The sequence below is a fragment of the Actinoplanes sp. NPDC051851 genome, assembly GCF_040681165.1.
GTDB lineage: Bacteria > Actinomycetota > Actinomycetes > Mycobacteriales > Micromonosporaceae > Actinoplanes.
Genome location: NZ_JBFAYF010000046.1, coordinates 22110 through 46257 on the forward strand (window position 1 = coordinate 22110; position 24148 = coordinate 46257).

At 68.5% G+C, this 24148-nt stretch carries 19 protein-coding genes; 8 read left to right on the plus strand and 11 right to left on the minus strand.

Features of this window, described 5'->3' with window-relative positions; translation table 11 throughout:
- Positions 1 to 24 precede the first annotated feature (24 nt).
- Complete coding sequence (locus AB0M08_RS33815) at positions 25 to 243, minus strand: hypothetical protein (protein WP_364502309.1); 219 nt, start codon at positions 241 to 243, stop codon at positions 25 to 27.
- Between AB0M08_RS33815 and AB0M08_RS33820 the strand changes: the two genes are divergently transcribed.
- A complete protein-coding gene (locus AB0M08_RS33820; RefSeq protein WP_364502312.1) occupies positions 242 to 745 on the plus strand; it encodes a winged helix-turn-helix domain-containing protein in 504 nt (167 codons plus the stop codon). The two genes, AB0M08_RS33815 and AB0M08_RS33820, sit on opposite strands and share 2 nt — an antisense overlap.
- 47 nt (positions 746 to 792) lie before the next feature.
- Here AB0M08_RS33820 and AB0M08_RS33825 read toward each other — a convergent pair whose 3' ends face one another.
- On the minus strand, positions 793 to 2739 hold the full coding sequence (locus AB0M08_RS33825; RefSeq protein ID WP_364502315.1) for a carbohydrate-binding domain-containing protein: 1947 nt from the start codon (positions 2737 to 2739) through the stop codon (positions 793 to 795).
- Positions 2740 to 2848: 109 nt separating this feature from the next.
- Here AB0M08_RS33825 and AB0M08_RS33830 point away from each other — a divergent pair, with 109 nt between their 5' ends.
- Entirely contained in the window at positions 2849 to 3349 is a 501-nt protein-coding gene (locus AB0M08_RS33830; protein WP_364502317.1) for a Tn3 family transposase, read from the plus strand.
- Between the two features lie 55 nt (positions 3350 to 3404).
- Here the strand turns inward: AB0M08_RS33830 and AB0M08_RS33835 are convergent, their stop codons facing one another.
- The gene (locus tag AB0M08_RS33835) at positions 3405 to 4040 is read right to left on the minus strand and encodes a metal-dependent phosphohydrolase (protein WP_364502320.1); all 636 of its coding nucleotides are present in this window, start codon (positions 4038 to 4040) and stop codon (positions 3405 to 3407) included.
- A gap of 36 nt (positions 4041 to 4076) precedes the next feature.
- Between AB0M08_RS33835 and AB0M08_RS33840 the strand changes: the two genes are divergently transcribed.
- The gene (locus AB0M08_RS33840; RefSeq protein WP_364502323.1) at positions 4077 to 4526 is read left to right on the plus strand and encodes a hypothetical protein; all 450 of its coding nucleotides are present in this window, start codon (positions 4077 to 4079) and stop codon (positions 4524 to 4526) included.
- 8 nt (positions 4527 to 4534) lie between these two features.
- On the opposite strand, the gene AB0M08_RS33845 is transcribed toward AB0M08_RS33840, so the two are convergent.
- Complete coding sequence (locus tag AB0M08_RS33845) at positions 4535 to 5119, minus strand: hypothetical protein (RefSeq protein ID WP_364502326.1); 585 nt, start codon at positions 5117 to 5119, stop codon at positions 4535 to 4537.
- A gap of 161 nt (positions 5120 to 5280) precedes the next feature.
- On the opposite strand from AB0M08_RS33845, the gene AB0M08_RS33850 reads away from it, so the two are divergent.
- Together AB0M08_RS33850 and AB0M08_RS33855 are read left to right on the plus strand one after the other, a co-directional pair.
- Positions 5281 to 6663 (plus strand): helix-turn-helix transcriptional regulator, encoded by a 1383-nt coding sequence (locus tag AB0M08_RS33850; RefSeq protein WP_364502328.1) that lies wholly within the window; start codon positions 5281 to 5283, stop codon positions 6661 to 6663.
- Between the two features lie 101 nt (positions 6664 to 6764).
- Positions 6765 to 7211, plus strand: a complete 447-nt coding sequence (locus tag AB0M08_RS33855) for a nitrilase-related carbon-nitrogen hydrolase (protein WP_364502331.1) — start codon at positions 6765 to 6767, stop codon at positions 7209 to 7211.
- Positions 7212 to 7413: 202 nt separating this feature from the next.
- Here AB0M08_RS33855 and AB0M08_RS33860 read toward each other — a convergent pair whose 3' ends face one another.
- Positions 7414 to 8157, minus strand: a complete 744-nt coding sequence (locus AB0M08_RS33860; protein WP_364502334.1) for a nucleotidyltransferase domain-containing protein — start codon at positions 8155 to 8157, stop codon at positions 7414 to 7416.
- Between the two features lie 678 nt (positions 8158 to 8835).
- On the opposite strand from AB0M08_RS33860, the gene AB0M08_RS33865 reads away from it, so the two are divergent.
- On the plus strand, positions 8836 to 9954 hold the full coding sequence (locus AB0M08_RS33865) for a site-specific integrase (protein ID WP_364502337.1): 1119 nt from the start codon (positions 8836 to 8838) through the stop codon (positions 9952 to 9954).
- 301 nt (positions 9955 to 10255) lie between these two features.
- Positions 10256 to 12373 carry a helix-turn-helix transcriptional regulator gene (locus AB0M08_RS33870; RefSeq protein WP_364502339.1) on the plus strand — a complete coding sequence of 706 codons (2118 nt, stop codon included), beginning with the start codon at positions 10256 to 10258 and terminating at the stop codon, positions 12371 to 12373.
- 97 nt (positions 12374 to 12470) lie between these two features.
- Here the strand turns inward: AB0M08_RS33870 and AB0M08_RS33875 are convergent, their stop codons facing one another.
- The 6 genes from AB0M08_RS33875 to AB0M08_RS33900 form a co-directional block, all read right to left on the minus strand.
- Complete coding sequence (locus AB0M08_RS33875) at positions 12471 to 14828, minus strand: AAA family ATPase (protein ID WP_364502342.1); 2358 nt, start codon at positions 14826 to 14828, stop codon at positions 12471 to 12473.
- 121 nt (positions 14829 to 14949) lie between these two features.
- Positions 14950 to 15711 carry a hypothetical protein gene (locus AB0M08_RS33880; RefSeq protein ID WP_364502344.1) on the minus strand — a complete coding sequence of 254 codons (762 nt, stop codon included), beginning with the start codon at positions 15709 to 15711 and terminating at the stop codon, positions 14950 to 14952.
- A complete protein-coding gene (locus AB0M08_RS33885) occupies positions 15708 to 16949 on the minus strand; it encodes a hypothetical protein (RefSeq protein WP_364502347.1) in 1242 nt (413 codons plus the stop codon). Before AB0M08_RS33885 ends, AB0M08_RS33880 begins: the two co-directional genes overlap by 4 nt.
- A 100-nt stretch (positions 16950 to 17049) precedes the next feature.
- Entirely contained in the window at positions 17050 to 17763 is a 714-nt protein-coding gene (locus AB0M08_RS33890; RefSeq protein WP_364502350.1) for an ATP-binding protein, read from the minus strand.
- A 62-nt stretch (positions 17764 to 17825) separates the two neighbouring features.
- Entirely contained in the window at positions 17826 to 19412 is a 1587-nt protein-coding gene (locus tag AB0M08_RS33895; protein ID WP_364502353.1) for a Mu transposase C-terminal domain-containing protein, read from the minus strand.
- A gap of 151 nt (positions 19413 to 19563) precedes the next feature.
- Positions 19564 to 20658 carry a tyrosine-type recombinase/integrase gene (locus AB0M08_RS33900; RefSeq protein WP_364502356.1) on the minus strand — a complete coding sequence of 365 codons (1095 nt, stop codon included), beginning with the start codon at positions 20656 to 20658 and terminating at the stop codon, positions 19564 to 19566.
- A 221-nt stretch (positions 20659 to 20879) separates the two neighbouring features.
- Between AB0M08_RS33900 and AB0M08_RS33905 the strand changes: the two genes are divergently transcribed.
- The gene (locus AB0M08_RS33905; protein ID WP_364502359.1) at positions 20880 to 23729 is read left to right on the plus strand and encodes a hypothetical protein; all 2850 of its coding nucleotides are present in this window, start codon (positions 20880 to 20882) and stop codon (positions 23727 to 23729) included.
- The last annotated feature ends 419 nt before the right edge of the window (positions 23730 to 24148 follow it).

A 24148-nucleotide genomic window follows, 5' to 3' on the forward strand; every position in this document is an offset into this window, starting at 1 on the left:
GCGGTCCAGAATCGACCAGCAGGGTCACCCCTGGCGGGTTTCCCGGCTGAGCAGCGGCAGGAGAGCGGCGATGAGGTAGACGACCCCGCACAGCACGGCCAACCGCCCCGCACCCAGTACGGCGGCGAGTGGTCCCGTGGCCAGCTGGGACAGCGGGATCGCGATGAACGAGAAGAGGTCGTCGTTCGCCCGCGGCTGGCAGTGGTTCGTCGAGCCGGACTGGCCGCGCCGGCGGGCGGTCATGGAACGCGATATCCGGCACCGGGCGGGTGTGCTCGCGGCCCACGGCTGGCGGCAGGCCATCGCCGGCATCGGCAAGATCCGGTGGGCCGGGCCGGACGCGATCCTGTTCTCCACCCAGACCCACCCGGACCTGGCCGTCGGCGACCAGGGGCTCGTGCTGGTGCCGCACACCGGGACCGCCGGGCAGTGGATGTGCGAGGCGCCACCCCGGTTCGCCCTGGTCTACCCCGCCCGGGGAGCCCTGGAGCAACTGCACGTCGCCGAGGAGGGCGTTGCCAGGCTCATCGGCCGGGGCCGCGCACGCATCCTCGCCGCCCTGGCGGATCCGGCCACACCGTCCCAGCTCGCGGTGCTGCTCGGGCTCTCGCTCGGCACCGTGTCGGGGCATCTCGCGACGCTGCGCGACGCCGGCGCGGTCGTGGGGCGGCGCAGCGGCCGAGCGGTGTACTACGAGCGCACACCGCTGGGCGATGTCCTGGCCGGTCACGGCAGAGACGGGTAGTGAACGGTGGCCGGCGGGCCCCGGTGCGGGACCCGCCGGTTCGTGTGTCAGGAACCGTCCGACGCGCTGGGTTCCACCGACTCCGACGGGCTGGGTGTGACCGATTCCGAGGGGACCGCCGAATCCGACGGGCTGGGCGTGACCGACTCCGACGGGACCGCCGGATCCGAGGCGCTCGGGAAACCGGTCGGGAAGGAACCGCTGGGCCGGGGCCCGCTCGGCCGGGGGCCACCGCTCGGGAAGCCGCCCCCGCCGCCGCCGGGGAAGCCCTGGACGTCGCCCGCGGCCGTACCGGAGGCGAGTTCGACCACCATGGTCGCGCCGGTCAGGTCACCGCCGGTGGAGAAGCCGTCGGCGATCGGCGTGCCGTTCGCCGCGCCACCGGTGTAGATCGAGTAGTGGCTGCCCGTGGTGATCTCCGGCGAGGTGAAGAGCACGCCCTTGAACTCCTTCGCGGCCACGTACGTCAGCAGCGGGGTGCCGTCCTCGGCGACCAGGTGCACCACGGTGCCGACCGGCTGGTTGGCGGCGAACCCGTACAGCGTCCAGCCCTGCCCGGTGGTCGGCGTCGGGCTGGTCACCGCGCTGATCGCGGCGGCCACCAGGGTACCGCCGGTGAACAGCAGGTCCCCGTTGGAGTCGAGGGCGCCCTCACCGCCGCCGATGCGCGACGAGCCGAGCGCCACGACGACGCCGCCGGAGATGGTCAGCGCCCCGTTGGAGTCCAGGCCGTCGGTGCCGCCGTCGACGATCACCGTGCCACCGGAGACCTCGATGAGTGCGTTGGGGGCCGGCTCGAACTCGCCGACGCCCTCCTCGGAGGCGTTGACCGCGTCGTCGCTCTGCGAGGTCGCCCGGACCTCGCCGCCGCTGATCAAAACCTTCAGACCCTCGATTCCCTCGTACGATCGGAGCACCGCGACGTTCCCCGCGCTGATGTCCACGACGCCCTCGGCGTGCACACCGTCGTCGCCGCTGGAGACGGTGAGGCCGCCGCCGTCGACGGTGATCGCGTCGTCGGAGTGCACGCCGTCGTCGACCGCGTCCACGGTGACCGTGCCGTCGGAGACCACCACGGACTTGCCGGCCTTGATCCCCTTGCCGGTGACGCCGCCGAGCGTGACGGTGCCGCCGTCGACGAGCACGTCGGTCTCGGCGGTGAGGCCGTCGTCGCCGGCCGCGGTGGCGGTCAGCGTGCCGCCGGAGACCGCGATGTACCCGGCGGTGGCGTCCTCGTCGTTGTCCGACTTGAACGCGTCGCCGCCGGTCGCGGTCACGGTCAGGGTGCCGCCGTTGACCACCAGGTAGTCCTTGCCGCGCACCCCGTCGTCGGCGGCGGTCACGGTGATCGTGCCGCCGTCGACGACCAGGCCGTCCTTGCTGGTGATGCCGTCCTCGGCGTTGCCGGTCACGGTCAGCGAACCGGACCCGCCGATGGTCAGGTCGGTGGTGCTGAACAGGGCCGCGTTCGGCTCGTCCTCGCCGTCCGGGTAGGTGTAGACGGCCGCGTCGGAGAGCGTGTTCTCGGTGCCGTCGGCGAGGATCACCTCGGCCTGCCCGGCGTCCGCGACGACCAGGGGTGCGCTGGTCGAGCTGCTGATCGACACTCCGGCGAGGATCAGCCGGACCAGCCCGGAGCCGGGACTGTCCACGATGAGCTGCCCGTCGGTGAGCGTCCCGCTGATCCGGTAGGTGCCCGGCGCCCCGATGGTGACGGTCGCCCCGGCGACGGCGACGCCCGGCCCGGACACCCGGGCGGTGTGCCCGGTCAGCCGGATCCGGCGCTCGGCGGGCCGTCCCCGCTCGTCCGGCCGCCGGCTCTCGTGGTCGGGCCGGTTGTGGGCGCGGGCGTCGGCGGCCGCGGTGCCCGGGGTGCGGGCGACGGCCTGGTCCGAGGCGGCCGCGGTGGTGACCGGCCCGGCCGCCATCGCGGCCGCCGCGGCGGTCACCAGCGTGACAGCGAGCCCCGCGGCGGCCGGTTTGGTGGATCTCATCCAGGTGTCCCTTCTTAGCCCGGCGGGTGAACGCCGGGTGTCGAGCAATCAAAATCGAAAGATATCAATGACTTACCTCGGAATTCCCCCGGAGTTTCCTGTGCGCCTGATGCATGCCCGTCGATGGACGAGCCGATCCCGGGAAGCACGGCTCGTTGGCCGCGCCGCCGGCCCGGAGACCAAGAGCCGCCCGATCACCCAGCTCGGCGAGGCGTTCGGCATGTACGGGCGGATCTTCAAGACCCGGCACGTGCTCACCCTCGTCGACGACCCCGCCTATCGGCGGGAGATACACGACCTGGCCCGGCACTTATTCCACGGACGCAAAGGCGAATCGCACCGCGCCTACCGCGACGGTCAGGAGAACCAGCTCGGCGCGTTCAGCCTCGTGCTCAACTGCGTGACCCTGTGGGACACCGCCTACCTGGACCGGGCGCTGACTGAACTGCGCGGACAGGGTTACCCGGTCCTCGACGACGATGTGGCCCGGCTGTCGGCGTACACGCGACGGCACATCAACGTTCACGGTCACTACTCGTCTCGGCTGCCCAACCTCGGCGGCGCCGGGCGGCCACTGCGCGATCCCGACCAGAGCGACCCGGAGGAGTAGGACTGAAGCGGCCCGGCCGCGGCGGCGCTATCCGCTCCCCGCGACCGGGCCGGGCTCACCAGTCGCGGCCGCTGTTGGCCGCGTACGGGGCCCTCGCGCCACCGGGCGGCGTCTGCCGGGCACGGTGCGCGGCGAGAGCGGCGTCGACCTGGCCGATGACGTGGCCGTATTCGTCGGTCAGCGACACCGGCAGCAGGCCGAGGCCGGCCTGGTGGTAGCGGCGGAAGTAGTCGAGCAGCCCGACCAGGGCGGTCTTGGCGGCGAAGTAGGCGCCCGCGTCACCGGTCTGCTCGGCCCGCCGGATGTTCGAGGCGAAGGCGACGGCCTTGTCGACGGTGGACAGCAGCAGGACCGGGTAGTCGCCGGTCTCGATCAGCGGGTCCGGCTGGTCGAGGGCCTGGTGCTCGCCGGCCAGCGCCAGCACGACGTGCGCGGTCCGTTCGCCGTACCGGCCGGCCAGGAACGTCTTCGCGTCGACGCCGGCCGGGGCGAACTCGGGCAGGTCGTGCAGCAGCGCCGCCGCGGCGAGTTCGGCGCCGGCGTCGGGTACGTGCCGGACCAGGGCGGCGGCGACCGCGGCGGAGTGGGCCAGGGCCGGCCGGCCCTCGATCAGGTGATCGCCGTAGAGGGCGCGGGCGTCGCGGAACGCGGCGACGACCAGCGGATGGCGGGGATGGGACAATACGGTCATGGCGACCCTCTCTGGGTGTGGCTACCATGGCTGGCTATGACGGGTCCGCTGCCTCGCTGGGAGGCCGATACCTGCGCGGTGTGCCCGGCCCAGACGCTGGGGCCGGGCGCATTCGACGTCCTCGCGCGGCCCGGCCCGCAGTACCCGTACCACCCTGATCTGGGCTGGCGGGCCGATCCGGACGGCGTGCCGGTGTGCGTGCATCCGTACCGGGTGGGGATGCCCGTCGGTGAGTACAAGTCGGCCGGGACGCCGGTGCCGGACCTCGACAGCCCGGCACCGGCACCCACGCCGGAGGCCCTGGAGCTGCCGGAGCGCCTCGAAGACCTCGAAGGGTGGCTGGTCGCGATGCTGCGCAGCGTGCCGCAGGAGCGGATGTTCGGCGCGGTCGCCCGCGCCGAACGTGAGGCCGGCACCCGGTTCGCCTCCCGCGACGTGGTGAAGGCGATGCGGAAAGTCATGTCGCGGGAGCTGACCAGGGTCTAACCCGGAGGTCAGGCCGAGGCGGCGACCGGCTCGTCGAATTTGATCCGGGTCGACGCGCCGTGACCCTGGATGCCGATCGACTCGTACAGCCGGCCGAGCACGTCGAGGCGGCGGTTGACCTCGCTGGTGGGCAGCCAGTACCGCATCGGCTTCGGCCCCCAGCCGGCCGCCGCGTACAGCTGGTCGGTCTCGCCGCCGACCTCGTAGCCGAACTCCTCCAGGTCGGTGGCGTGGTTGAACCGGATCCCGAGGTCCTCCTGGATCTTCGTCATCACGTTCCACTGCGCGAGGATCGCGTGGACCATCTCGTCGACGGGCGCGGCGACCAGCAGCTCGGCGCGGTCGACGTCGCCGGTGGCCTCCAGCACGGCGGCCTTGAGCGCGAGCACCCGCAGGCCCTCGATCGCCAGCTTCGGCGAGTCCTGCTCCACGTTCCAGTCCGAGATCGTGGCGTAGCCGGTGGTGGTGAACCAGCAGCACGTGTACTTGAGCGAGCTCTCGGTCAGGTGGGTGTAGAGCGGGTGCGCTTCGATCTGGGCGAGGATGTCGGCGGCCCGGGCGCCGACTGCGGGGATGTCCAGGTCGGTGGTCATAGTGGTGCTCCTTCCAGAAAAGGGGAGAGGATCCGGCCGGTCCGGTGTGAAGCACGTCGGCGGCCGATGCACTCAGCGTCATCGCACGGCTGCGGGTTGAGAAGGCCTCCGGTGTTGCGGCAACATCGACGGCAACGGATCGGTGAGGGGGCGGCCCGGTGATGGACGCCGACAGCGACGCCGTACGCCACGTCTTCGGCGTGGTCCTGCACCACCTGCGCACCGAGGCCGGCCTGAGCCTGCGCGCCCTGGCAGCCCAGGCCCGCTACGACCACACCCGGCTCAGCCGCGCCGAGCACGGCGAGCACCTGCCCGCCGCCGACTGGGTCAAGGACATCGACACGGCGCTACACGCCGGCGGGCTGCTCTCGCTGCTGCGCTCGCTCGCCCCGGCCCAGCTGCCGCCCTCGAAAGGGCGTACGGCTCTACCGCTGGCCGGCCTGCACGTCGATGATGGCCCCAGCGATAGCGTGACCTTGCAGATGTGCACACCGGACGGAAGGACGGTGCAGGTGAAGCTGTCCCGCCGCCAGCTCGGCGAGCTCCTGGCCACCGGCCTGCTGCGCACCGTGCTGCCCGCCGGCGTCACCGACCCGGACCAGGCCGACCGCGTCGCCAAGGTGATCGCCGAACAGTACCCGGTCGACACACAGGTACTCGGCTACTTCTCCCGGCTGCTGACCGAGCACTTCACCGCCGACAAGATGATGGGCCCGCGCCAACTGCTCGGCACCACCCTCGCACAGGTCCGGGTGCTCGATCGGCTGCGGCGCACTGCATCACCCGACAGCACCGAGCCGCTGCTGCGGCTGCTGGCCCAGTACGCCGAGTTCGCCGGCTGGCTCCAGCAGGACCTCGGTGACACCACGGCCGCCCGGTACTGGTCCGACCGCGCCACCGGATGGGCGCAGGCCGCGGGCGACTACACCATGGTCGCGTACCTGATGATCCGCAAGTCGAACATCGCGCTGCTGGACGGCGACGCCCGCGAGGTCATCGAGCTGGCGGCCGGCGCCCGCAAGGTGCCCGGCGCGAACCATCCCCGGCTGCACGCCCTGGCCGCCCAGCAACAGGCCCGCGGCTGGGCACTCTACGGCGACGCCACCCGCTTCCAGCAGCAGATCGAGGACGCTGCCACCCTGCTGCGCGAGCACCCCGCCGACCACGACCCCGCCGCGCCGGTCTACCTGCACCAATACAGCCTCGACGTGCTGCAGGAGCAGTCCGCCGGCGGCTACCGGGCCTGCGGGCAGGCCGCAGCCGCCGTGCGCATCCTCGAAGACAAGATCAAGGCGACGGGCGAACACCTACGCCGCGACCAAGGGCATCTGCTGGCCAAACTCGCCAACACGGTGCTCGCCACGAATGAACCGGAGCCGGACCGGGCGATCGCGCTCGGGCTGCGCAGCGCCACGGCAGCCGCGTTCACCGGCTCGGCCCGCATCGGCACGGAACTGCGCACCCTCGACACCGTGCTGGCGGCCCGCTTCCCCACGGCACCGGGCCGCCGAGAACTGCACGAGGCGGTCGTCGCGCTCGGCTGAAATCTGGCACCCGCCCGGTACCGGGCGGTTCCCCGGCAGGTCCCTCCGACGAGTGAAGATCGACGAGCGTTTTTGTCGGTGGTCGTCGTTAGCGTGTCGGCATGTCTGCTTTGACTGCTGAGTTGAAGGACCGGCAGAGTCCGGTCGCGGCGTGGCTGAGCACCACGTTTCCCGAGTGCAGAGAAGTTCAGGACGAGTTCCGGAAAGCGGCCGGGGCACAGCGAATCTCGATGTCGGCCGGGGCCGTGCCCGGCACGCAGGGCGCGGCGATCGACTTTTGGCTGCGGATGCGGTTAATCAGCCGCCCCGCCGAGAACCAGCGCTTCCTGGTGTCCGCCAACATCGCCCACGCCGACCAGCACTGCCCCAGCATGATCGTCTCCCCGCGCGGCGAGGTCCTCGGAGAACTCCCCGCCGGCCAGCACGGAGTTCTCCGGCAGGTGATCGACCTGGAGGAAACCGGGAGCTGGTATCTCGGACAGCGACGACAGGATGTCCTGTTACTCAACTACCACGGAAGCACGCCGCCGCCGGTACAGCATTCATAGCCCGGGAACCGAACCGACCTCGGTGTGCAGGGGAGCGCGGTCAAGGTGGGCGTCCGCCGACTTCGGTGGACGAGCAGGACTTGACCTTCGCGAACCAGCGCCGCGGTGACGATCTCAGGCATGGGCGGGATTCTCTGGCACGACCCTCCGACGAGGACGTCGGCAACTGCCGCGTTCAAGGGGCCCGTGGGTACGTTCTACATCACCACTCGTAAGCACGTGTGGCCCCGGCGCGGGCGGTCCGGGTGGTTCGGCGGGCGTCACGCCAGGCGATCCAGGCTGTCCGCAGGCGGGGCGACACGATGTCCTCTCCGCGGCGACGGGCCCGCAGTTGGTCGACCAGCCATGCCGGTGCGGCGGCCTGCTCGATCGCTTGGGTCTTCGTGAGCAGGTCCCCGGTACGCAGCGCGTGACGTCCGCGAGCCATGGAGGTCAGGCCCAGGTCGGCGATGATCGGGTCGAGCCACATCCAGGGACGCCGGGACGCCCATGCCCAGTACCCGTCCAGCTCGGCGCGGGCAGCCTCACGGACGTCGTGGCCGGTCACCGGCGGGAACAGTACTTGCGGGGCTCGGCCGAACACGGCGTATCCATAGCGCGCCAGTTCGGCCCGGGTCACGGCGGAGACGATGCGGTGAACCAGGACTCCGTGAGTCCATGTCGGATGTGGCAGCTTGGCGCGTTCGCGCTGGTCGTAATCGATGTAGGCGCAGCCCAGTTGCATACCCGCGCCGATGGACTGGTCCACCCGCCGGTGCATTGACGACAACACGGTCTGGCGGTCACGGTCGACTGGGCCGTCGGTCACCGCTACAAGATCGAGATCGCTGACACCGGGTACGTAGTCGCCGGTCGCGGCCGATCCGGCAACGAGCAGGTCGCTGATCCACCCGAGCGCTTTGACCTCGCTACCGAAGCGTGCGAGGACGGACAGCTCAGCATTCATTACGCGGAGTATAGGGACAGTCGAGAATGCGCAGGTGGACGTGGGAGACGTGCCCCGGCGTTGCCCACCACGGCCAGTCCGGGCCGCTGTCGCGCGGGAGCGGGCAGATGTTCTGACAGAACCGGCCGGGCTCGTCGCCAACCGGGATCGGTGTCACCGAAGCGGCCGGCGAGCAGGTGACCAGCCGGTGCACGTTTCGGTGAGAAAGATCCTCCTGGGATTTCGTTCTTCACCGTGCTGAGGCCTCTCCGCGCCGATCCGCAAGCCGGGCGTGCTTACGCGGTCCGACGGGTGACGGTGAACGTTCCCTGCCGCTTCGGGGCGAGTCTCCCGAGTCTGTACCGCGCCCGGAACGCTTGAAATACCGGATTACCGGTAATGGCAATACGATAATGGCTGGTTTTCTGGGCATAGGATAATCACCCTTATCCTATGAGTGCTTGGCGCGGGGGAGCGGAGCCTGCCTACGTGTCCAGTCCCGTCTTTGTTGAGCGACGCCAGGTCGTCAGTGGTTTACGCCAGGTTCTGTCAGTAAGGACGACATGGTTTGTCAGTGGGAACGACACGAAACGTCAGTAGCCCGGTGCCGACGTCCCGGGGTGGCTGGCAGGGATCCGGCTCGCATCGGGGAGTGGTGGTCGGCAGGATGGGTGCTGATTCCCGATAATGTTCCTTACCGTGATAGAGAATCCGGTCGGCTCGGACGCGAGCGTTGCGCACGTTCCGGCCGTCGTGGACGCGCCGGTCGCCGATTCGCTGGAGTTGTCGGCAGGGACGCGAGACCGGCTGCGCCGCGCGATGCCGGAGAGCACCCGCCGCGCCTACACCGGGGACCTCCGGCGATTGGTCACCTGGTGCTCCGAGAAGGACCTGCTGCCAGCCGGGGTGGACACTACCGATGACGAGCGGCTCGCGGCGGCGCTGCGGCTCCTGCTCGAGCGGCACGGCGATCTGCACGTGCTCCTCACCGAGTACGTCAGCGCGCTGGCCGATGCCGGGCGGGCTCCGGCCACCATCGAGCGGGCGATCGCGGCGATCGCCGCCGCGCACCGGGCGGGCGGCGCCGGGATGTTGCGGACCGACGGGCCGCGGCAGGTGCTTCGCAGCTACCGCCGGGACCGGGCCACCACTGGCAGCGGCGTGCGGGTCCGCAAGGCCGCCCCGGTCACCATCGCCGCGCTGCGCGCTATGGCCGACGTCCTGGACCGTCACAGCCTGGTCGGGATCCGCGACACCGCGCTGCTTGTGCTGGGGTTCGCCCTCGGCGCCCGGCGCAGCGAACTGGCCGGGCTCGACATCGCCGACCTAACCTTCACCGCCGAGGGCGTCCAGGTTGAGATCCGCACCTCCAAGACCGACCGGGACTCCCGAGGGCGCACCGCCGCGCTGCCGTACGGGGCGTATTCGGTGACCTGCCCGGTGCGTACCGTCCAGGCGTGGCTGGCGGCACTCGCCGACCACGACCGGACCTCGGGCCCACTGTTCGTGCGTATCGACCGGCACGGCGGGCTCGGCCGTACCCCGACCAACAGGGGTAGCGCCGACGGCCGACTTACCGGGCAGGCCGTCGCGCTAGTCGTGGCCCGCACTGCCACAGCCGCCGGGCTCGATCCGAAATCGGCCTGGTCGGGGCACTCGCTACGACGCGGGTTTGCCACCGAGACCTACCGCACCGGCGCCGATCCGCTACGCATCGCACGCGCCGGTGGCTGGAAGGACGGCTCCGCCACGCTGTTGGGCTACATCGACGATGTCGACCGCTGGCAGGCCAACCCCCTGGCCGGCGTCGGGCTCTGAGGCGCGCCGACAGATCGAGACTGTTCGGAAGTTCTCCGGGCCCGGCGCTCCCGGGCAGTTTTGCCTGTTCGACACGGATCCGAGGACCGGGGGTACTGCCATTAACTGGTTGTCACTCCCACTGACGAGCAACATCGGCGCGGCGTGGGTGACACATCTCTCGCTGGAGTCCCCCTTACTCCGAATCCAGGGCAGCCATCGGAACCGTCGCAGCATCAGTTCACGCCCGACATGAATCCATGCTTGCCAAGCCAGAAACGTTGCTGCAAGATTGCTTCGAGGCGGCGAATAGGAGATTGCGATGGGCAACGAGGATGTCGGCGATACCGAGCTGGGGCACCGTCTCGCGCAGCTGCGCGAGACGGTCGGCCTGAAGCAGGCAGAGCTGGCCCGGAAGGTGACTTGGAGCCCGGCTGTCCTATCGCGGGTCGAGACCGGCGACCGCGCCGTGTCTGACGACGAGCTGTCTATGCTGCTCGCAGCGATCGGCACCGACGACGCAACCGAGCTCGCCACCATCCTGGCGCGTAACTGGCAGCACCTGCCCCGACCGCCGCTGGACCACCCGGACCAGTCGCTACTCTGGCGGGCCGAGGAGATGGTGGCTGGTCTAATTGCCGCCGGTTCGGCGTCTGACGCGCACCCCGCTTTTATTGCCCGTCTCCAGGAATACGTCAAGGACGTCGAGCGGCTGGCTCAGCTTATCCTCCGCCGCGAGCACCAGATCGCGTTCATTGGAAGCATCGGCATCGGCAAGTCGACCGCGATCTGTCGGTCGACCGGGCTGGAAGTCACGAACGCGCAGGGGCGAACGGTGTCGGTGCTGGAGACGGGCGCCGGCGGTATCACGCTGTGCGAGGTGCGGCTGAGCCGCGGGCCGGGTTACGGCATCAAGGTCGAGCCCCGGCCGCTCGACGAGATCCGCTCCGACGTTGACGACTTCGTCGACCAGATCCGGCAGGGCGAAACACCGGCCTCGGAGGATGACATCATCGCAGCCGTGCCCCGCGAGTTGGAACGGGCAATACGCAACATGGCCAGCCTGACGCAGAAGCGTTCGAAGGGGCCCGATGGCAAGTCGGTCCGGACCGACCCCGCGAAGGAATTGGCCGCCGAGTTCTCCGGTCGACGCGACCTTGCAGTAGAGGTGCTGGCACGCATGAGCCTTCACCGGCGCGACCGGCGCGACGCGTGGCACACCGCTTCGGCCTCAGCGACGCCGCTGGAGTGGCTGCGTCAAACGTTCGAGGCGATCAACAACGGCCGGCATCCTGAGTTCTCGCTGCCGAGCCGCATCGACATCATCGTCCCCGATTTGATCGACATCGACGATCTCGACGTCGGGATCATCGATACTCGTGGCATTGACCAGCCGCTGGCACGGGCAGATCTCGAGACACTGCTCGAGGATCCGCACACCGTGTCGATCCTCTGCTCGGGTTTCAACGACGCGCCGTCGCAGTCAGTCCAGCACTTGCTGCGGCGGGCACGGGAGATCGACAACCCACAGATCGACACCAATACCAACCTGCTCGTACTAGCCCGGCCCGACGAGGCGATGGCGGTCAAGGATGAGACCGGCGTCGGCGTTTCGACCAGCGAGGAAGGGTACGAGCTGAAGGGCGAGCAGGTCAGCACCGCGCTGTTGCCGCACGGCCTGGGCGACGTCCCCGTCCTATTCTTCAACTCTCGCGAGGACGACGCTGAACAACTGCGGGACTTCCTGCGTGACCAGGTGCGCAGGACGCGAGCCGAGTTCCGCGACCAACTCGACGAGGTGCTCGTCCGAACTCAGTCATTGCTCGATAATGCAGCCCTTGAGCAGGTGCGCGCGGTCCAGCGCGACGCTGGCAAACATCTGGCGAGCTGGATAAACCTCCACCTGTCACCGAAGCCGCTCAGTGGCCACATCCACGACGCGCTGCTTGACGAAATCGGCCGTGCACACTCGAGCACGGTCAACGCGACTATCCGCCGCAACGGCGAGTGGCGCTCTCTGAGCTACTCACACCAGCTCGGCCACGGCGCTCGGAGACTCGCCGTCCTCGCCCTGCAAGACTCGATCACCTCGTTCACCGACATGTGCGAGACGCTGTCGGCATCGATGCCCGATGCGCGGGAGTTGCTCTTTCAGGCGAACCGGTTGATGACGTCGGCGTACGAGGAGTTGCTGCGCAAGATGCAACTCAACGGCCTGAGCTTGTACCGCGACCAGCTCCGGACCGCCGCGCAGTTCTGGACCGACAACGCCAGCGAGTGGGGCCGTGGCTCCGGCTATGTCAACCGCGTCTTGCAGCGAAACCGGACATGGTTCGAGGAGGCATCCCGGCAGGAGCTCGAACAGCAGCTCTGCGCGTTCCTGGACCGCGAGTGGCGAGTGCTGCTGCAGCGGGTGGAGACGATCTTCGAGCAGAGTTGAAACCCTGCGATCCGTGATGAACTGCACGATCGCGGATGCCGCGCCGATGTCCGGCTCCCACCCAGCTACCTTGTCGCTGGGTGGGAGCGATGTGCGGTCAACGTTCTTGCACATCGTTGACCTCGCGGTATACCAGTTCTTCTAGCCGGTCGCGGAAGGCTCCGAAGTCGGCGATCGGCGTGGTCGGATCATCGTCGAGTCCGAACTCACGTCGTGTCGACCTGATCTGACTTCTGAGCGCTTCTGCGTCGACCGAGTTATCCAAGACCGCCTCTACGTCTTCGAGGAGCAGCATCACCTGTTCTTTGAGCGCGGTGGCAGGGTGGTCCAGCAGGAACGACCGTTTGAGTCGTTTGATCTTGGCGCTGGTCTTCTCGGTCGCGATCTCCCGCATGGCTTGGCGTTGCCTGCGTCCGAGTTCGCGGAACAGGACCCGGAAGTTGGCTTCCATCGTCTGCGTCGCTACGGTGAGGGACTCGTCGCAGGAGACCGCCTCCAGAACGCTTCGGGCGAAACCGACCTTGTCCAGGTGGAAGCCCTCAAGTCTCTCTGCGGCGGCTTGCTCCAGCGCGTCGTGCGTGCCGGAACAACCTGCGAAGCTGACGTCCTTGGTGCTGAGGCTGCGCAGCTTGGCGGCCTCGGCCGGTTCGAGGAACTCGTCGGCATATCGTTTGACCGCTGCGATCCCGATGGCAAGCGGAATCAGGTCTTCGATGGCGACCGCGCCGTCGGGGAACGTGCTGGTGAGTTCGTCGGCGGGAAGGTCGCCGAGCTGCAGGACGAACTTCGCCTCGATCACCGGCTTGCCACCGGGGCCTTTCTTGAGGGCCGTTGCCGCCTGGTTACCAGAGGTATCGCTGTCGAGCAGCACGATCACGGCCGGCCGATCGACGTCGCGGCCCCGGGCCAGGTAGACCAGGTAAGGGATGTGCGGCGCGGATCCCGCGGGCACGAGAGTGACGGTGTTGAGGTCGAGACTGTCGCTCGCGGCGGTCTTCTGCCGGCGCAGCCGGGCGGACATACCGGCCAGCATGACTTGGTCGGACATGCCCTCCAGCATGAGATTGCAGTTGCTGATGAACGTGGTCTCGGCGACAAACCCGCCGAACGCGGAGCGCAGCGGCTCGTAGTGGTTGCGGGCGGCGTTACGGACGACACGGGTGCCCTCGTCGCCTTCGCCCTTCTCCAGGACCCTGATGCGCTCGCCGTGGTTCTTGTCGATGAGAAACGGGGAGTGCGTGACGTAGACGACCTGGCAGGCGGTGCGTGCAGGGTCGGCCGGGTCGGCGAAGTCCTCGAAGATGCGAAGCAGGTCTTGCTGACCGGTGCTGGACAGGTAGGCGTCCGGTTCGTCCATCAGCAGGACCTCGCGCGTGCCCGCCTTGGGTGGCTTGTGAGAGAGGTACTGCACGAAGTAGCTCAGGAAGTACTTGAGGCCGCCGCTTCTCTCGTCCGCCGAGTACTCGGTGCCGGTACGGTCCCGGATGGTGAAGACCAGGTCTTGGTCGCGCAACGTCACCAGCAGCTGGAAGTGCAAATCCTGCGACCACCACTTCGGAAAGTTCAGGGCGCCGGCGAGTCCTCGGTTGATCCGCTCGACGATGCCGTTGGCGAAACCGTCCTTCCCGGCCTCGACGGCTTTGAGGAGCTCTTGGAAGGCGGTGCGGTCGATCCCCGCGACCTGCAGCAGCAGATCGTCGGCGAGCGCCAGCTGCTTGTCGTGCTCAGCGCTCTGCGCACTCGCGGCCGTAAAGGTACTGACCAGGGTAGGCGTGGCCGCAGTGACGCCTTCGGCGGACGCGAACCACGACGACGCGTTCTCCAGAAGAGTGTTCACCAGGCCGAGGCGGCTCTGCCGGGGGCCGGTCCGCAATGAGCGTTCCTCCTCCGCCAGGTACTTGATCGGCACGCTCTGCGGCAGGGCGACGGTCGCATCGATCTCGAACCACTGGGGCAGGAGGGTCTCGAATGCCTTCTTGTCCTTGACCGGATGCTTGGCCCAGCCGTCATTCTGACGTGTGTGGACAACGGGGTCCTTGCCGCCGATGCGGAACATCCAAAAACTGTCGGTCGCCTCGTCGAAGCCGATTTTGCACGCTTTGCCGAGGGTCTCCCGGTCGTCGGGTTCCAGGTTTCTGAACTCGAGCCCGAAATCCGGGAACGCCATGGCCTTGTCCACGGCGAAGAACTGGGAGTAGCGGCAGAAGTCGGCCCGCTCGATGCCCTTGCCGGTGAGCGCGTGTTTGATCGCCCAGAGCAGTTGGCTCTTGCCCGACTCGTTCGCTCCGACCACCGTGGTGACGTCGCGCTGCAGGGGGATCCTCACGAACGGATACTGCAATCCGTCAGGCTCCAGCACGTCCCAGGGGTCCGGCGTGAATCCGCGGTGGGCTTTGCGCAGATAGTCGAAGTTGAACGAGCGGAAGAACCTTACATAGACCGCAGAGATGAACATCCATGTGCTCTTTCGGCTTCGGCAATGGCGCACTACGACGGATCACGGTACTGGGTGAGTCCGACAGTTTTGTCGCCTCGCCGGCGCGCTGCTCGGTCTCGACGTTCGGCCTGCGCTGGATTCAGCCGTCGTGTGGTTCCGCATCGGCGGGCGGTTCCGGTGGATATCGGTACTGGGTGATGGCGAGGCCGTACTGCACGTCGGGGTGCAGCCGGAGGTTCGTACGCGTGCCGTCGGCCGGTTGGGTGTCCTGGACGAGCAGGCGGTGGTCGATAGCTTCGTCGAGAAGGCCCTGGTTGTCGTACAGCCATGAGGGTCCGTCGCCGTGCATGCCGATGACCGTGTAGAGCAGGTGCAGGACCTTCGGGTCGGGTTCGAGCCCGTAGACCTGCAACACCTGACGCAGCCGGTGGCGGATGGTGTCGTCGAGCGCGCCGGGAGCGAGTTCGAGGACGGCCGTGGTGCCGTCGAAGTGCACCCGGGTCCCGCCACCCGGACGAACGCGGCTGGCCAACGCCAGGAGGGCAGCCTGTACCCGGTCGATGGTCCACTGCAGGATGTGGGCGATCTCGCTGGGCTGCAGGCCGTGGCCGAAGGCGTAGGCAAGGACGGCGTGAACCCGGGCCGGGTCTCGATGGTGGTCCGGAACCGGCCGCGAGGACCCGGGGCCGGTGGTGAGCCACTCCGGCCAAGGCAGTCCGAGCCGCCCGGCGAAGACGCGCAGGGTCGCGGCGCTGTGATGGTCGAGGTCGTCCGGGCCGGTGAGCGCGGCGACGGCGGCGACGGGCAGGGCCAGCAGGGCGGCGACTTCGCTGCTGGTCACGCCGTTGGCGCGAGCGTGGGCGAGCAGATCGCGGCCGAAGGTGGAAGGAGGCGTGGTCACGGCAGGGCCACGGGGAAGTCGCTGGGCGGGGTGAGGTCGGCAAGCGAGTGCAGGGACAGCCCGCGGTCGGCCATCCACGCGGTGGCGTGCCCGTAGAGGTAGGTGCCACGGATGCCGTACACCGGCGGGCTGGTCGACGCGACGAGATTCAACGGGGCCAGGACCTGCTCGATGAGATCGGTCAAGCTGTGGCGGTGCTGGTCGATCAGCGCGGCGTCGGGTGCGGCACGCCGGTCAGCGTGCAGAGTGTGCAGGTGCGCTCGGAGAACAGGTTGCGCATCGGCCGGCACCGGGATGGCACCGTAGTCGGTCAGCAGGCGGCTGCCGTCGACGTCCACGTTGCCGACCCGCCACGACCGTGGTTCACCCAGATGCCGCTGATCGGCGCTGATGATGGGATAGATCAGGTGCAGGGCGGCGGCGGCCGCCGCGTTGGTGGACACGGTGCGGTTGATGAGGGCGGCCAGAACAGGGGTGAGCGGACATCGGAGCAGGTGTTCGTGCCCGCCCGCGCGTCGCGGCTGGTGGCGCATCAGTAGCCCGTGCCGGAACACGGCTGCCTCGGTTGCCCGCAGCCGCAGTAGCGCGGTCGCCTGGTTGCCGGCGGTGTAGAGCTGTTCGGCGAGCCGGGCGCTGAGGGCCGCGCTGATCGCTGGCAGAGCCGCCCGGATCTGCGCGGCGGCGGGCCGGATGGTCTCGTCGTAGGGATAACAACGCAGCAGCCAGGACTGGGCGCTGCCGAACGCGGCCAGCCAAGCATCGTCGACCTGACGGACACGGTCGGCCGGCAGTTGCCGCTGGCAGGCGTAGCGGAAGGTGAGGAACCCGGCGCACGGCATGGTCATTGCCGGGACCTGCCGGGTGCGTTGATCCGAGGGCTGGGCTGTGCTGCGGCCCGCACGGGCGAATTCGTGCAGGTTGTCGATGTTGCCTGTCTGCGCACCGGGCAGCCCGGCCAGCGCTGGTACGGTGCCGGACGGGTGGGCGTCGACGAACCAGACGGTGGCGTTCGCCGCGCCGGCAAGCGCACGCAGTTCGCGGATCAGTTCCACGGGCAGAGTGTGGGCTCGGTCGACGACCAGGTGCTGGATGCGATGGCCGACGGTCCATGCCTGAGCGAGGTTCCACCACCGGTGGGCAGGCTCGGCCGGTCGGGTGTTGAGTTGCTTGCCGAGGGCGGCGAGCACGGCCAAGGCCAGTTCCTGCCGATTTACCGTTCCCGGTGCGGCACGCACCACGAGCACACCGCCGGCGTCATCGTGGAGGTCCGTGAGCAGCCTCGCGGTGCCGGGCAGGTCGTCCGGGTCACGGATGATGACGGTCGCCGGGTGACGGGAGTCATCTGGCATCGGTACCGCCGGCGTGCAGCGCGAACGCGTTGTCGATGATCTCCTGGTCGAGGCTGGTGCGGCGGGCCCGTTTGGCGATCAGGTGGGCGGTGGAGGAGAACAGTGCCCAGTTACGCCAGATCCCGTGGGCGAACTGGTCGTCGATGTAGTGCAGCAGGTCGTCGTCGGTATCGGCGTAAAGCCGATGGTAGGAGCGCATCACGGTCGGTATGTCGGCACGCCGCATCGGGGTGAAGTTCTGCCGGCGCCAGACCCGGGAACGCAGCATCGGCTGGCGGGATAGCACTTCCCAGCAGCCGTTGCCGCCGACATACAGCAAACCGAACACGGTCTCGTCGTGGTCATGCAGGTAGCGCAACAGTTCAATGCATTCCTCGGGCAGCCGTTGCGCCTCGTCGACCACCACCAGGCGAGGAATCCGGGCGAGTTCACCTACCAGGGCGGCGGTCAGATAGAACCGGTTGTCCCGGCGGCCGGGCGGGCTGCCGGTGAGCGTCTGCAGGAGGAGATCAGCCAGCAGCCGCATGGTCGGCCGGGCCGGGAACGCGACGGTGATGACCTCGATCCGGTCGGCGGGGCGGGTTCGAGCGGCCAGCGCCGCGGTGCAGGTACGGGTGGCGAAGGTCTTGCCGAGCCCGGCGACACCGTGGATGACACCGACAGCCAGATGCTCGGCAGTGTCGGTGACGACGTGCCGGGCCATCTGCAGTTGCGGGGTCGAGATCCGGCGGGATCCTGGCGGCCCGGCCTCGGGCGGTCGCCGGGTCACCACGGCTCACCGTCGCTGTCGGCCACCACCATGCCGGCTGAAGAGAGTACGTCGTCGAGCAGGACCGGCTCGTCAAACGCAACCGCCGGGCCGATACCGAGCAGGCTGGTCGACACGGCACGCCGCGCCACGGCCTGCGTGCCGGTGCCGACCGTCGCGGCTGAGAGAGCTGCGACATCGGCCGGGCTGATCAGCCGGGACTGCTCGACCGGTGCGTCATCACCGGTCAGCGCCGCCAGCCGGCGGCGACCGCGGCGGCGGGCCGACCGTTTTTCGGCCGCCGCAGCCCGCTCGGCAGCACGCGCCGCGGCGTAGAACTGCTCGGTCTGCTCGTCGGAGAGCGCGTTGTCCGGATAGCAGGTGGTCAGGTAGTTGCCGTCGAGGTAGACGTGCACGAACCGGTCGTCGTGCGGCATGTACCGCAACTGGACCCGCTGGCTGCGGCGCTCGCGCAGCAGACCTGCCGGGCACATGAAGACCAGGTTGCGGAAATGGATCCCGTCGGCCTGGATGGTGCGGTCCGCGTCGGCCAGCAGCAGGTGACGCAGATGCTGTTCGGGAACCACCCGCAACGGGGTGGGATCGGCGGTCCATGCCTCGGCGGGTGTCCGCCCACCGACCCCGGTGTGGACGTGCTCGGTGTTGTACCAGGTCACCCACGCGGCGAACCGTTCGACAAACACGCTGAGCCGCAAAGGAAGCTCTGCCGGGCCGGCACCGCCGGCGGCTGCCTGCTCGTAGCCGGTGCGGGCCGCGGACCGGTCATCGACGGGCCCGGACAGCCGCCCGTCAAGGTCGCGGGGCCCTTCGGTGAAGCCGGGCAGCATGCTGAGCAGGATCTGGTCGACGGTGCGGTTCGCGCGTTCGATCTTGCCTTTGCCGTTGGCGTGATAGGCGGGCTGCTGGTCGATCTCGATGCTGAGGGTGTTCGCTGCCGCGCGCACCGCGTCGGCGGCGAATTCCATCCCACCGTCGAGGCGTAGCAGGCCGGGCACCCCACTGGCTGGGCCGCCGTCTTCCGGCAGCATGCCCATCCGCAACGCGGTCAGCACGGTGCCGGCGTGCGGCGTCAGGGCGATTGCCCAGCCCACGATGACCCGTGAGGCGTCGTCGACGAACATGGTGACCCACGGGGTGGTCGCCGGGCCGCGTGGTGGCAACACCAGGATCGGCAGGTTCTTGTGGTCGCCTTCCCACACCTGGTTGCGGTGGACGCCGCGGCGGCGCAGGTAGACCAGCTTGTCGCGGCGCGCCCGATCCCCGCTGGCGGCGGCCGCGACCGCCGCCGGGGTGAGCTCGGCGGCGAAGGCTCGGCATAAGGTGCGCAGCGATACCGGCGCTGATCCGGACCAGCCCTGCACGAATTCGTCGTCGATGGGAACACCGGCCACCGTCGTCAGGCCGGCGAGGGCTGCGGTCCGGGCCCGGTGCACGGCTTTCACGTTGCCGCGGAAGTCGACGAAGGCGTCGCGGTCGGTCTGCGACAGCTGGAACCGTGAGCGCGCCTGGGACGCAGGTGCCGCCAGCCGCCGCCACACCGTTCGCTCGGTGACACCAAGGCCATCAGCAGCGAGCCGGATCATCGCTGTGAAGCATCCTCCGGTGTCGCGGGCTTGCCGGAGTTGCTGCAGAGCGGCAGTCCACTGCTCGCTGGTGGGACGCGCAATCATGGCCTCCCGCAGCCGGGTGGCTTACTGGGATCGACCTCCATCCCATCGAAGGAGTGCAGGGACGTCAACGCATGTCACCGGCGCGGGGGACGGCCCCCTCCCGCTGGACAGCTGCCGAGCGGCGGGCGTCGCGCCGAGCGCTCAACGTCAGCGCCGGATCACGGTTCAGCTCGTATCCGGACGGCATGTAGCGGCGGGTGGATCGAGGATCGGCATGCCCCATCGCCTCTTGAACGTCCAGCAGAGCGACGCCCTCGGCGCGGGCGGTCGCGGCGAACGTGTGCCGCAGTGTGTGCGCCGACATCGTGTCCGCGGTGGCGATACCGGCCTTTCTGGCCACGCGCCGGACCGTCATCAACACGTCGACCTGGCTGAGCGCTTTCCTGCTTCCATCGGGATGGAAGCAGGTGAACAGCAGGCCACCGAGTTGCCCGACGTCGACCCGGGCTGCGGCTGCTCGAGCAGCCAGATAGTCGTCCAAGGCTACGACGGTGCCCGCCGGCAACGGCCGGTCCCGCAGCAGGCCGCCCCGGCCAGGACACCGCAGGACCCGCCGGCCCTCAAGGGTGGACACGTCGGCGACATCACGGCCGAGCGCCTCGCCGAGACGCAGCCCCAACTCGGCCAGCAGCCACAACAACGCCCGGTCACGCAGCGCCGCCATCCTCCGATGGAGCCAGAACGCGGTGGGCGAGTCAAGCCAACGCCGCGTGCACTCCACTGCGTAGGCGTCGGCCTCCGCGAGCAGCAGATCGACCTCCATGGGAGTACAGCCGACCGAACTCGCGACCAACGAATTCACGTACGGGCGCGGCGTACTCGCCACCGGATTACCGACAATCACCGACACGCCGGCCACCAGTAGATAGGCGTACCAGCTCGAGACCGAGCAGAGCGTCCGGGCGACGGTGGTGTCCTTTACCGGCCGGCCACCTGGGCCTCCCAGCTCACGCCAGGCCCGGAAGCCGATCAGATCACGGGGGCGAGCCGTCAACGGGTCGACCTGGCGCTGCTGACACCAGCGCAGGAACAGGCCCAGATCATGCCCATACGCCTTCGCGGTGTTCGCCGATCGGACGGCCAACAGCCACGACACGGTCCGCCGACGCACGTCAGACTGCGGCCCGTCGAGCGGCAGAGCCGGATAGCCGGCGACCAACGCGACAACGTGGCTATATCGATCCGCCCCACCGAAAGCAGCCAACAGAACCCCCTCCGGTGCCCGTCAGCATCGACTTCCATCTCACCCGCGCTTCCGGCGTAGGGCAACGGATGTCCCCGGCCCGGGCGACAACCGTGTCAGCACAACCGCAGACGGGGCGCCGCCCCTACGATCGGTCCATCGCAGAGCGCGACGGACTGTACGACAAGGTGGACTCTGTGGGCGACTATCCGTTGAACAACCTGGGGTCCACCGAGTTCGAGCACCTGAGCCAGGCCTTACTGATGGCGATCGCGGGCCCGGCGAACGTGAAGATCTACGGGGCCGGTCGCGACGGCGGCCGGGAACTGACCACCTCACGCTCCTTCGGTGTCGCCGAAGGACTGGGCTGGACGGGCTACACCGTCGCGCTGGCCAAGTTCCACAACCGGGCCGAATCCGCCCAGGCAAACGCGACATGGCTGCGCAGCCAGATCCGGACCGAACTCGCCGACTGGATCGACACACGCAAGAACCGTCAGCCCAAACCGAACAACCTGCTGTTCATCACCAATGTGGTCCTGTCCGCCGTACCGGGCCATGGCGTCGACGCCATGGACGAGGTCTTCGCCGAGTTCGCCGACAAGCTCCCGCTGCGCGACTACGCCGTCTGGCACTACTCCCACGTCTGCCGTCTCCTCGACGACCATCCGAAGATCGCGGAGAAGTACGCGGGCTTCCTCACCGCCGGGGATGTCCTCACCCAACTGCACGACACCCTGCGCGGCCAGAACCTCGACCTCGCTGCCGCCCTGCACCAGCACGCCGCCAAAGAACTGATCGCCGAGCAGTGGGTCCGGCTCGGCGAATCCGGATCACGCACCAACGACAAACTGCAACTGGCACAGGTAGGCGTCGACCTGACCGCATCCGCACCACCGAACAGCACGCAGACGCCCACGCCGATCAACGTTCTCCACCACCTGATCGCACTCGGGAACCAGTCGCTGCGGCCCAGCATCCACGCCGGCCCGTCACCACATCAGGTCCTGGTCGGCGGGCCAGGCCAGGGCAAGACCACCGTCGGCCAGTTGCTGTGCCAGCTCTATCGCGCCAACCTGATCGAAGACCTTCGCGCGATCGGCCCGCAAGCCAGCGCAGTCGTCACCGCAATGCAACCCCATCTCACCGGCGACGCCTTGCCGGCCATGACGAACCGCCGGTGGCCGCTGCGCCTCGACCTCAGCGCCTACGCCGACGTCCTCGGCGGATCACCGCAGACGTCGATCCTGCGGCACCTGGCCGACCGGATCACCGCCCGCGGAACCGACACCATCACGGCGCCACACCTCAAGACCTGGCTCGGGTCGTGGCCCTGGCTGCTCGTCCTCGACGGCTTCGACGAGGTGGTCGCACCACAGGTACGCGAGGCGATGATCGACAGGATCAACGACTTCCTCGTCGACGCCGCCGCCGTCGATGCCGACCTGCTGATCGTCGCCACCACACGACCCCAGGGATACAACGCCGAGTTCACCGCCGACCACTACCAGCACCTACATCTACACCTGCTGACCAGCGACGAAGCGGAAACATTCGCGCGGAAGATCGCCGACGTCCGGCTCGCCGACGACCCCGACGCCCGCACCAACGTCACCGCCCGGGTGGCCGAAGCTGCACGGGACCGGCTTACCGCCCGCCTGATGGTGACACCCCTGCAAGTCACGATCATGTCGTTGCTGCTCGAAGGCAGCGCCCGGGCACCCCAAGACCGGTACAGCCTGTTCGCCGCCTACTACGAGACCATCTACAGCCGCGAGATGAACAAACGCACCCCCACCGCCCAGCTACTGGAACGGCACCGCCGCACCATCGATCAACTTCACGAACGCGTCGGACTCATGCTCCAGATCGACGCCGAACACAGCGGAAAAGCCGACGCCGCGATCGCTCGCAGCGACGTAGAAGGCCTCGCCCGGCAAATCCTCGAACAGGAGGACCACCCCACCGCGCAAGTCGACGGCCTGGCCACCCAGATCGCCATCGCAGCGACCAACCGACTGGTCCTGCTCGTGCCCAAACACACCGACGACGTCGGATTCGACGTCCGAAGCCTCCAGGAACTGATGGCCGCCCGAGCCCTCACGACCGGGCCCGACACCCGAATCGTCCCCGGCCTCGCCGTGATCGCGATGGCCGGGCACTGGCGCAACACCCTGCTCCTGGCAGCCGGCAGACTCGCTCGCGACCGCAACCACCTGGTCGACGAACTCCTGAACATGCTGGAGGACCTCGACACCACCAGCTACCTCGCGCTCTATCTACATCCCGCAGCCGGCCTGGCCCTGGATCTGCTCGACGACCACTTCGCCGCCCCGTCTCCCCGCGTCGAGCGCCGACTCGTCCAGAAAGCCGTCGGCGCCCTGCAAAGCCCACCCACCGGCCATACACCCGAAGCCGCCGTCGAGCTGGAACGCGTCAGCAGGTCAGGAAGCCGGGAACTCACCGCCTACATCGCAGACGCCGCGAAGAGCAGCCTGCAGGCCGAACCCCCACTACGCATCACCGCCGTGATGATGATGATCCTCTGGGCCCGGAACACCGGCGCACTCCCAGCCCTCAGCCGACTCGCCGGAAGCAACTGGCGACAACGGGTCGGCCCCGACCACGCCAAAGCCATCACCACGCACTACAGCACGTGGGAACAGATCCGGGCCAACATCAGCAAACTCCCCGAGCAGTCCACGCCGAAGTACCGCACCGTTGCCGATTACCTCAGCGCGGACGATGACGCTCTGCCCGAGGACTACGACGCGCAAGACGAGAAGACCTGGCGAACCATCATGCGCGTGCTCGGCACTATCCGAGTGACCGCCGTCGGCGAAAGCCGTGTCCCAGTCATCGAAGGCCCGGTAACCACACATGCAGCCGAACTACCATCGCTCCGTGATAATCCGCGCATTGCGGACCACCTAGCGACCCTTCTGACACGGCTCGACCCAGACGACTGGGCCATCGCATCAACGATCGCCGACCTCATACGTGTCCAGATGCTCTACGAGCCTGTAGGAGACAAGCTCAACGGCTGAGTCCGGTGAAACCGGAACCGGGCCCCAGCCACGGGCCGAGAGACGATCGCGAGCGGAACACCGGGTCGAAACATTTCGTTCCGGCCAGCCGACTCCTCAACAGAGCCAGGAACAAGGAATGCTGACACCCGATGGCACATTCACTGACATTCACAGGGCATCCAACACCACCGGTCTGACAAACGGCCCACCAGATCTGATAAGAAGATCGGCGTCGGTGGCAGGTCTGGGACAAGGACTACATGCACGGCAGGCAGCTCGCTGACGAGCACGAGGTCCGTCTCAGAAAGCTGCGTCCCGAGAGAGACCGCTTCCACAGCGAGGACGCTGCTTTGCATGCGGCGTTCTACCCGGAAGTCATCGCGGCGGCGAGCCTTCTTGTCACACGCCAATGGCTAGACGACGTCTACAACCCGGGC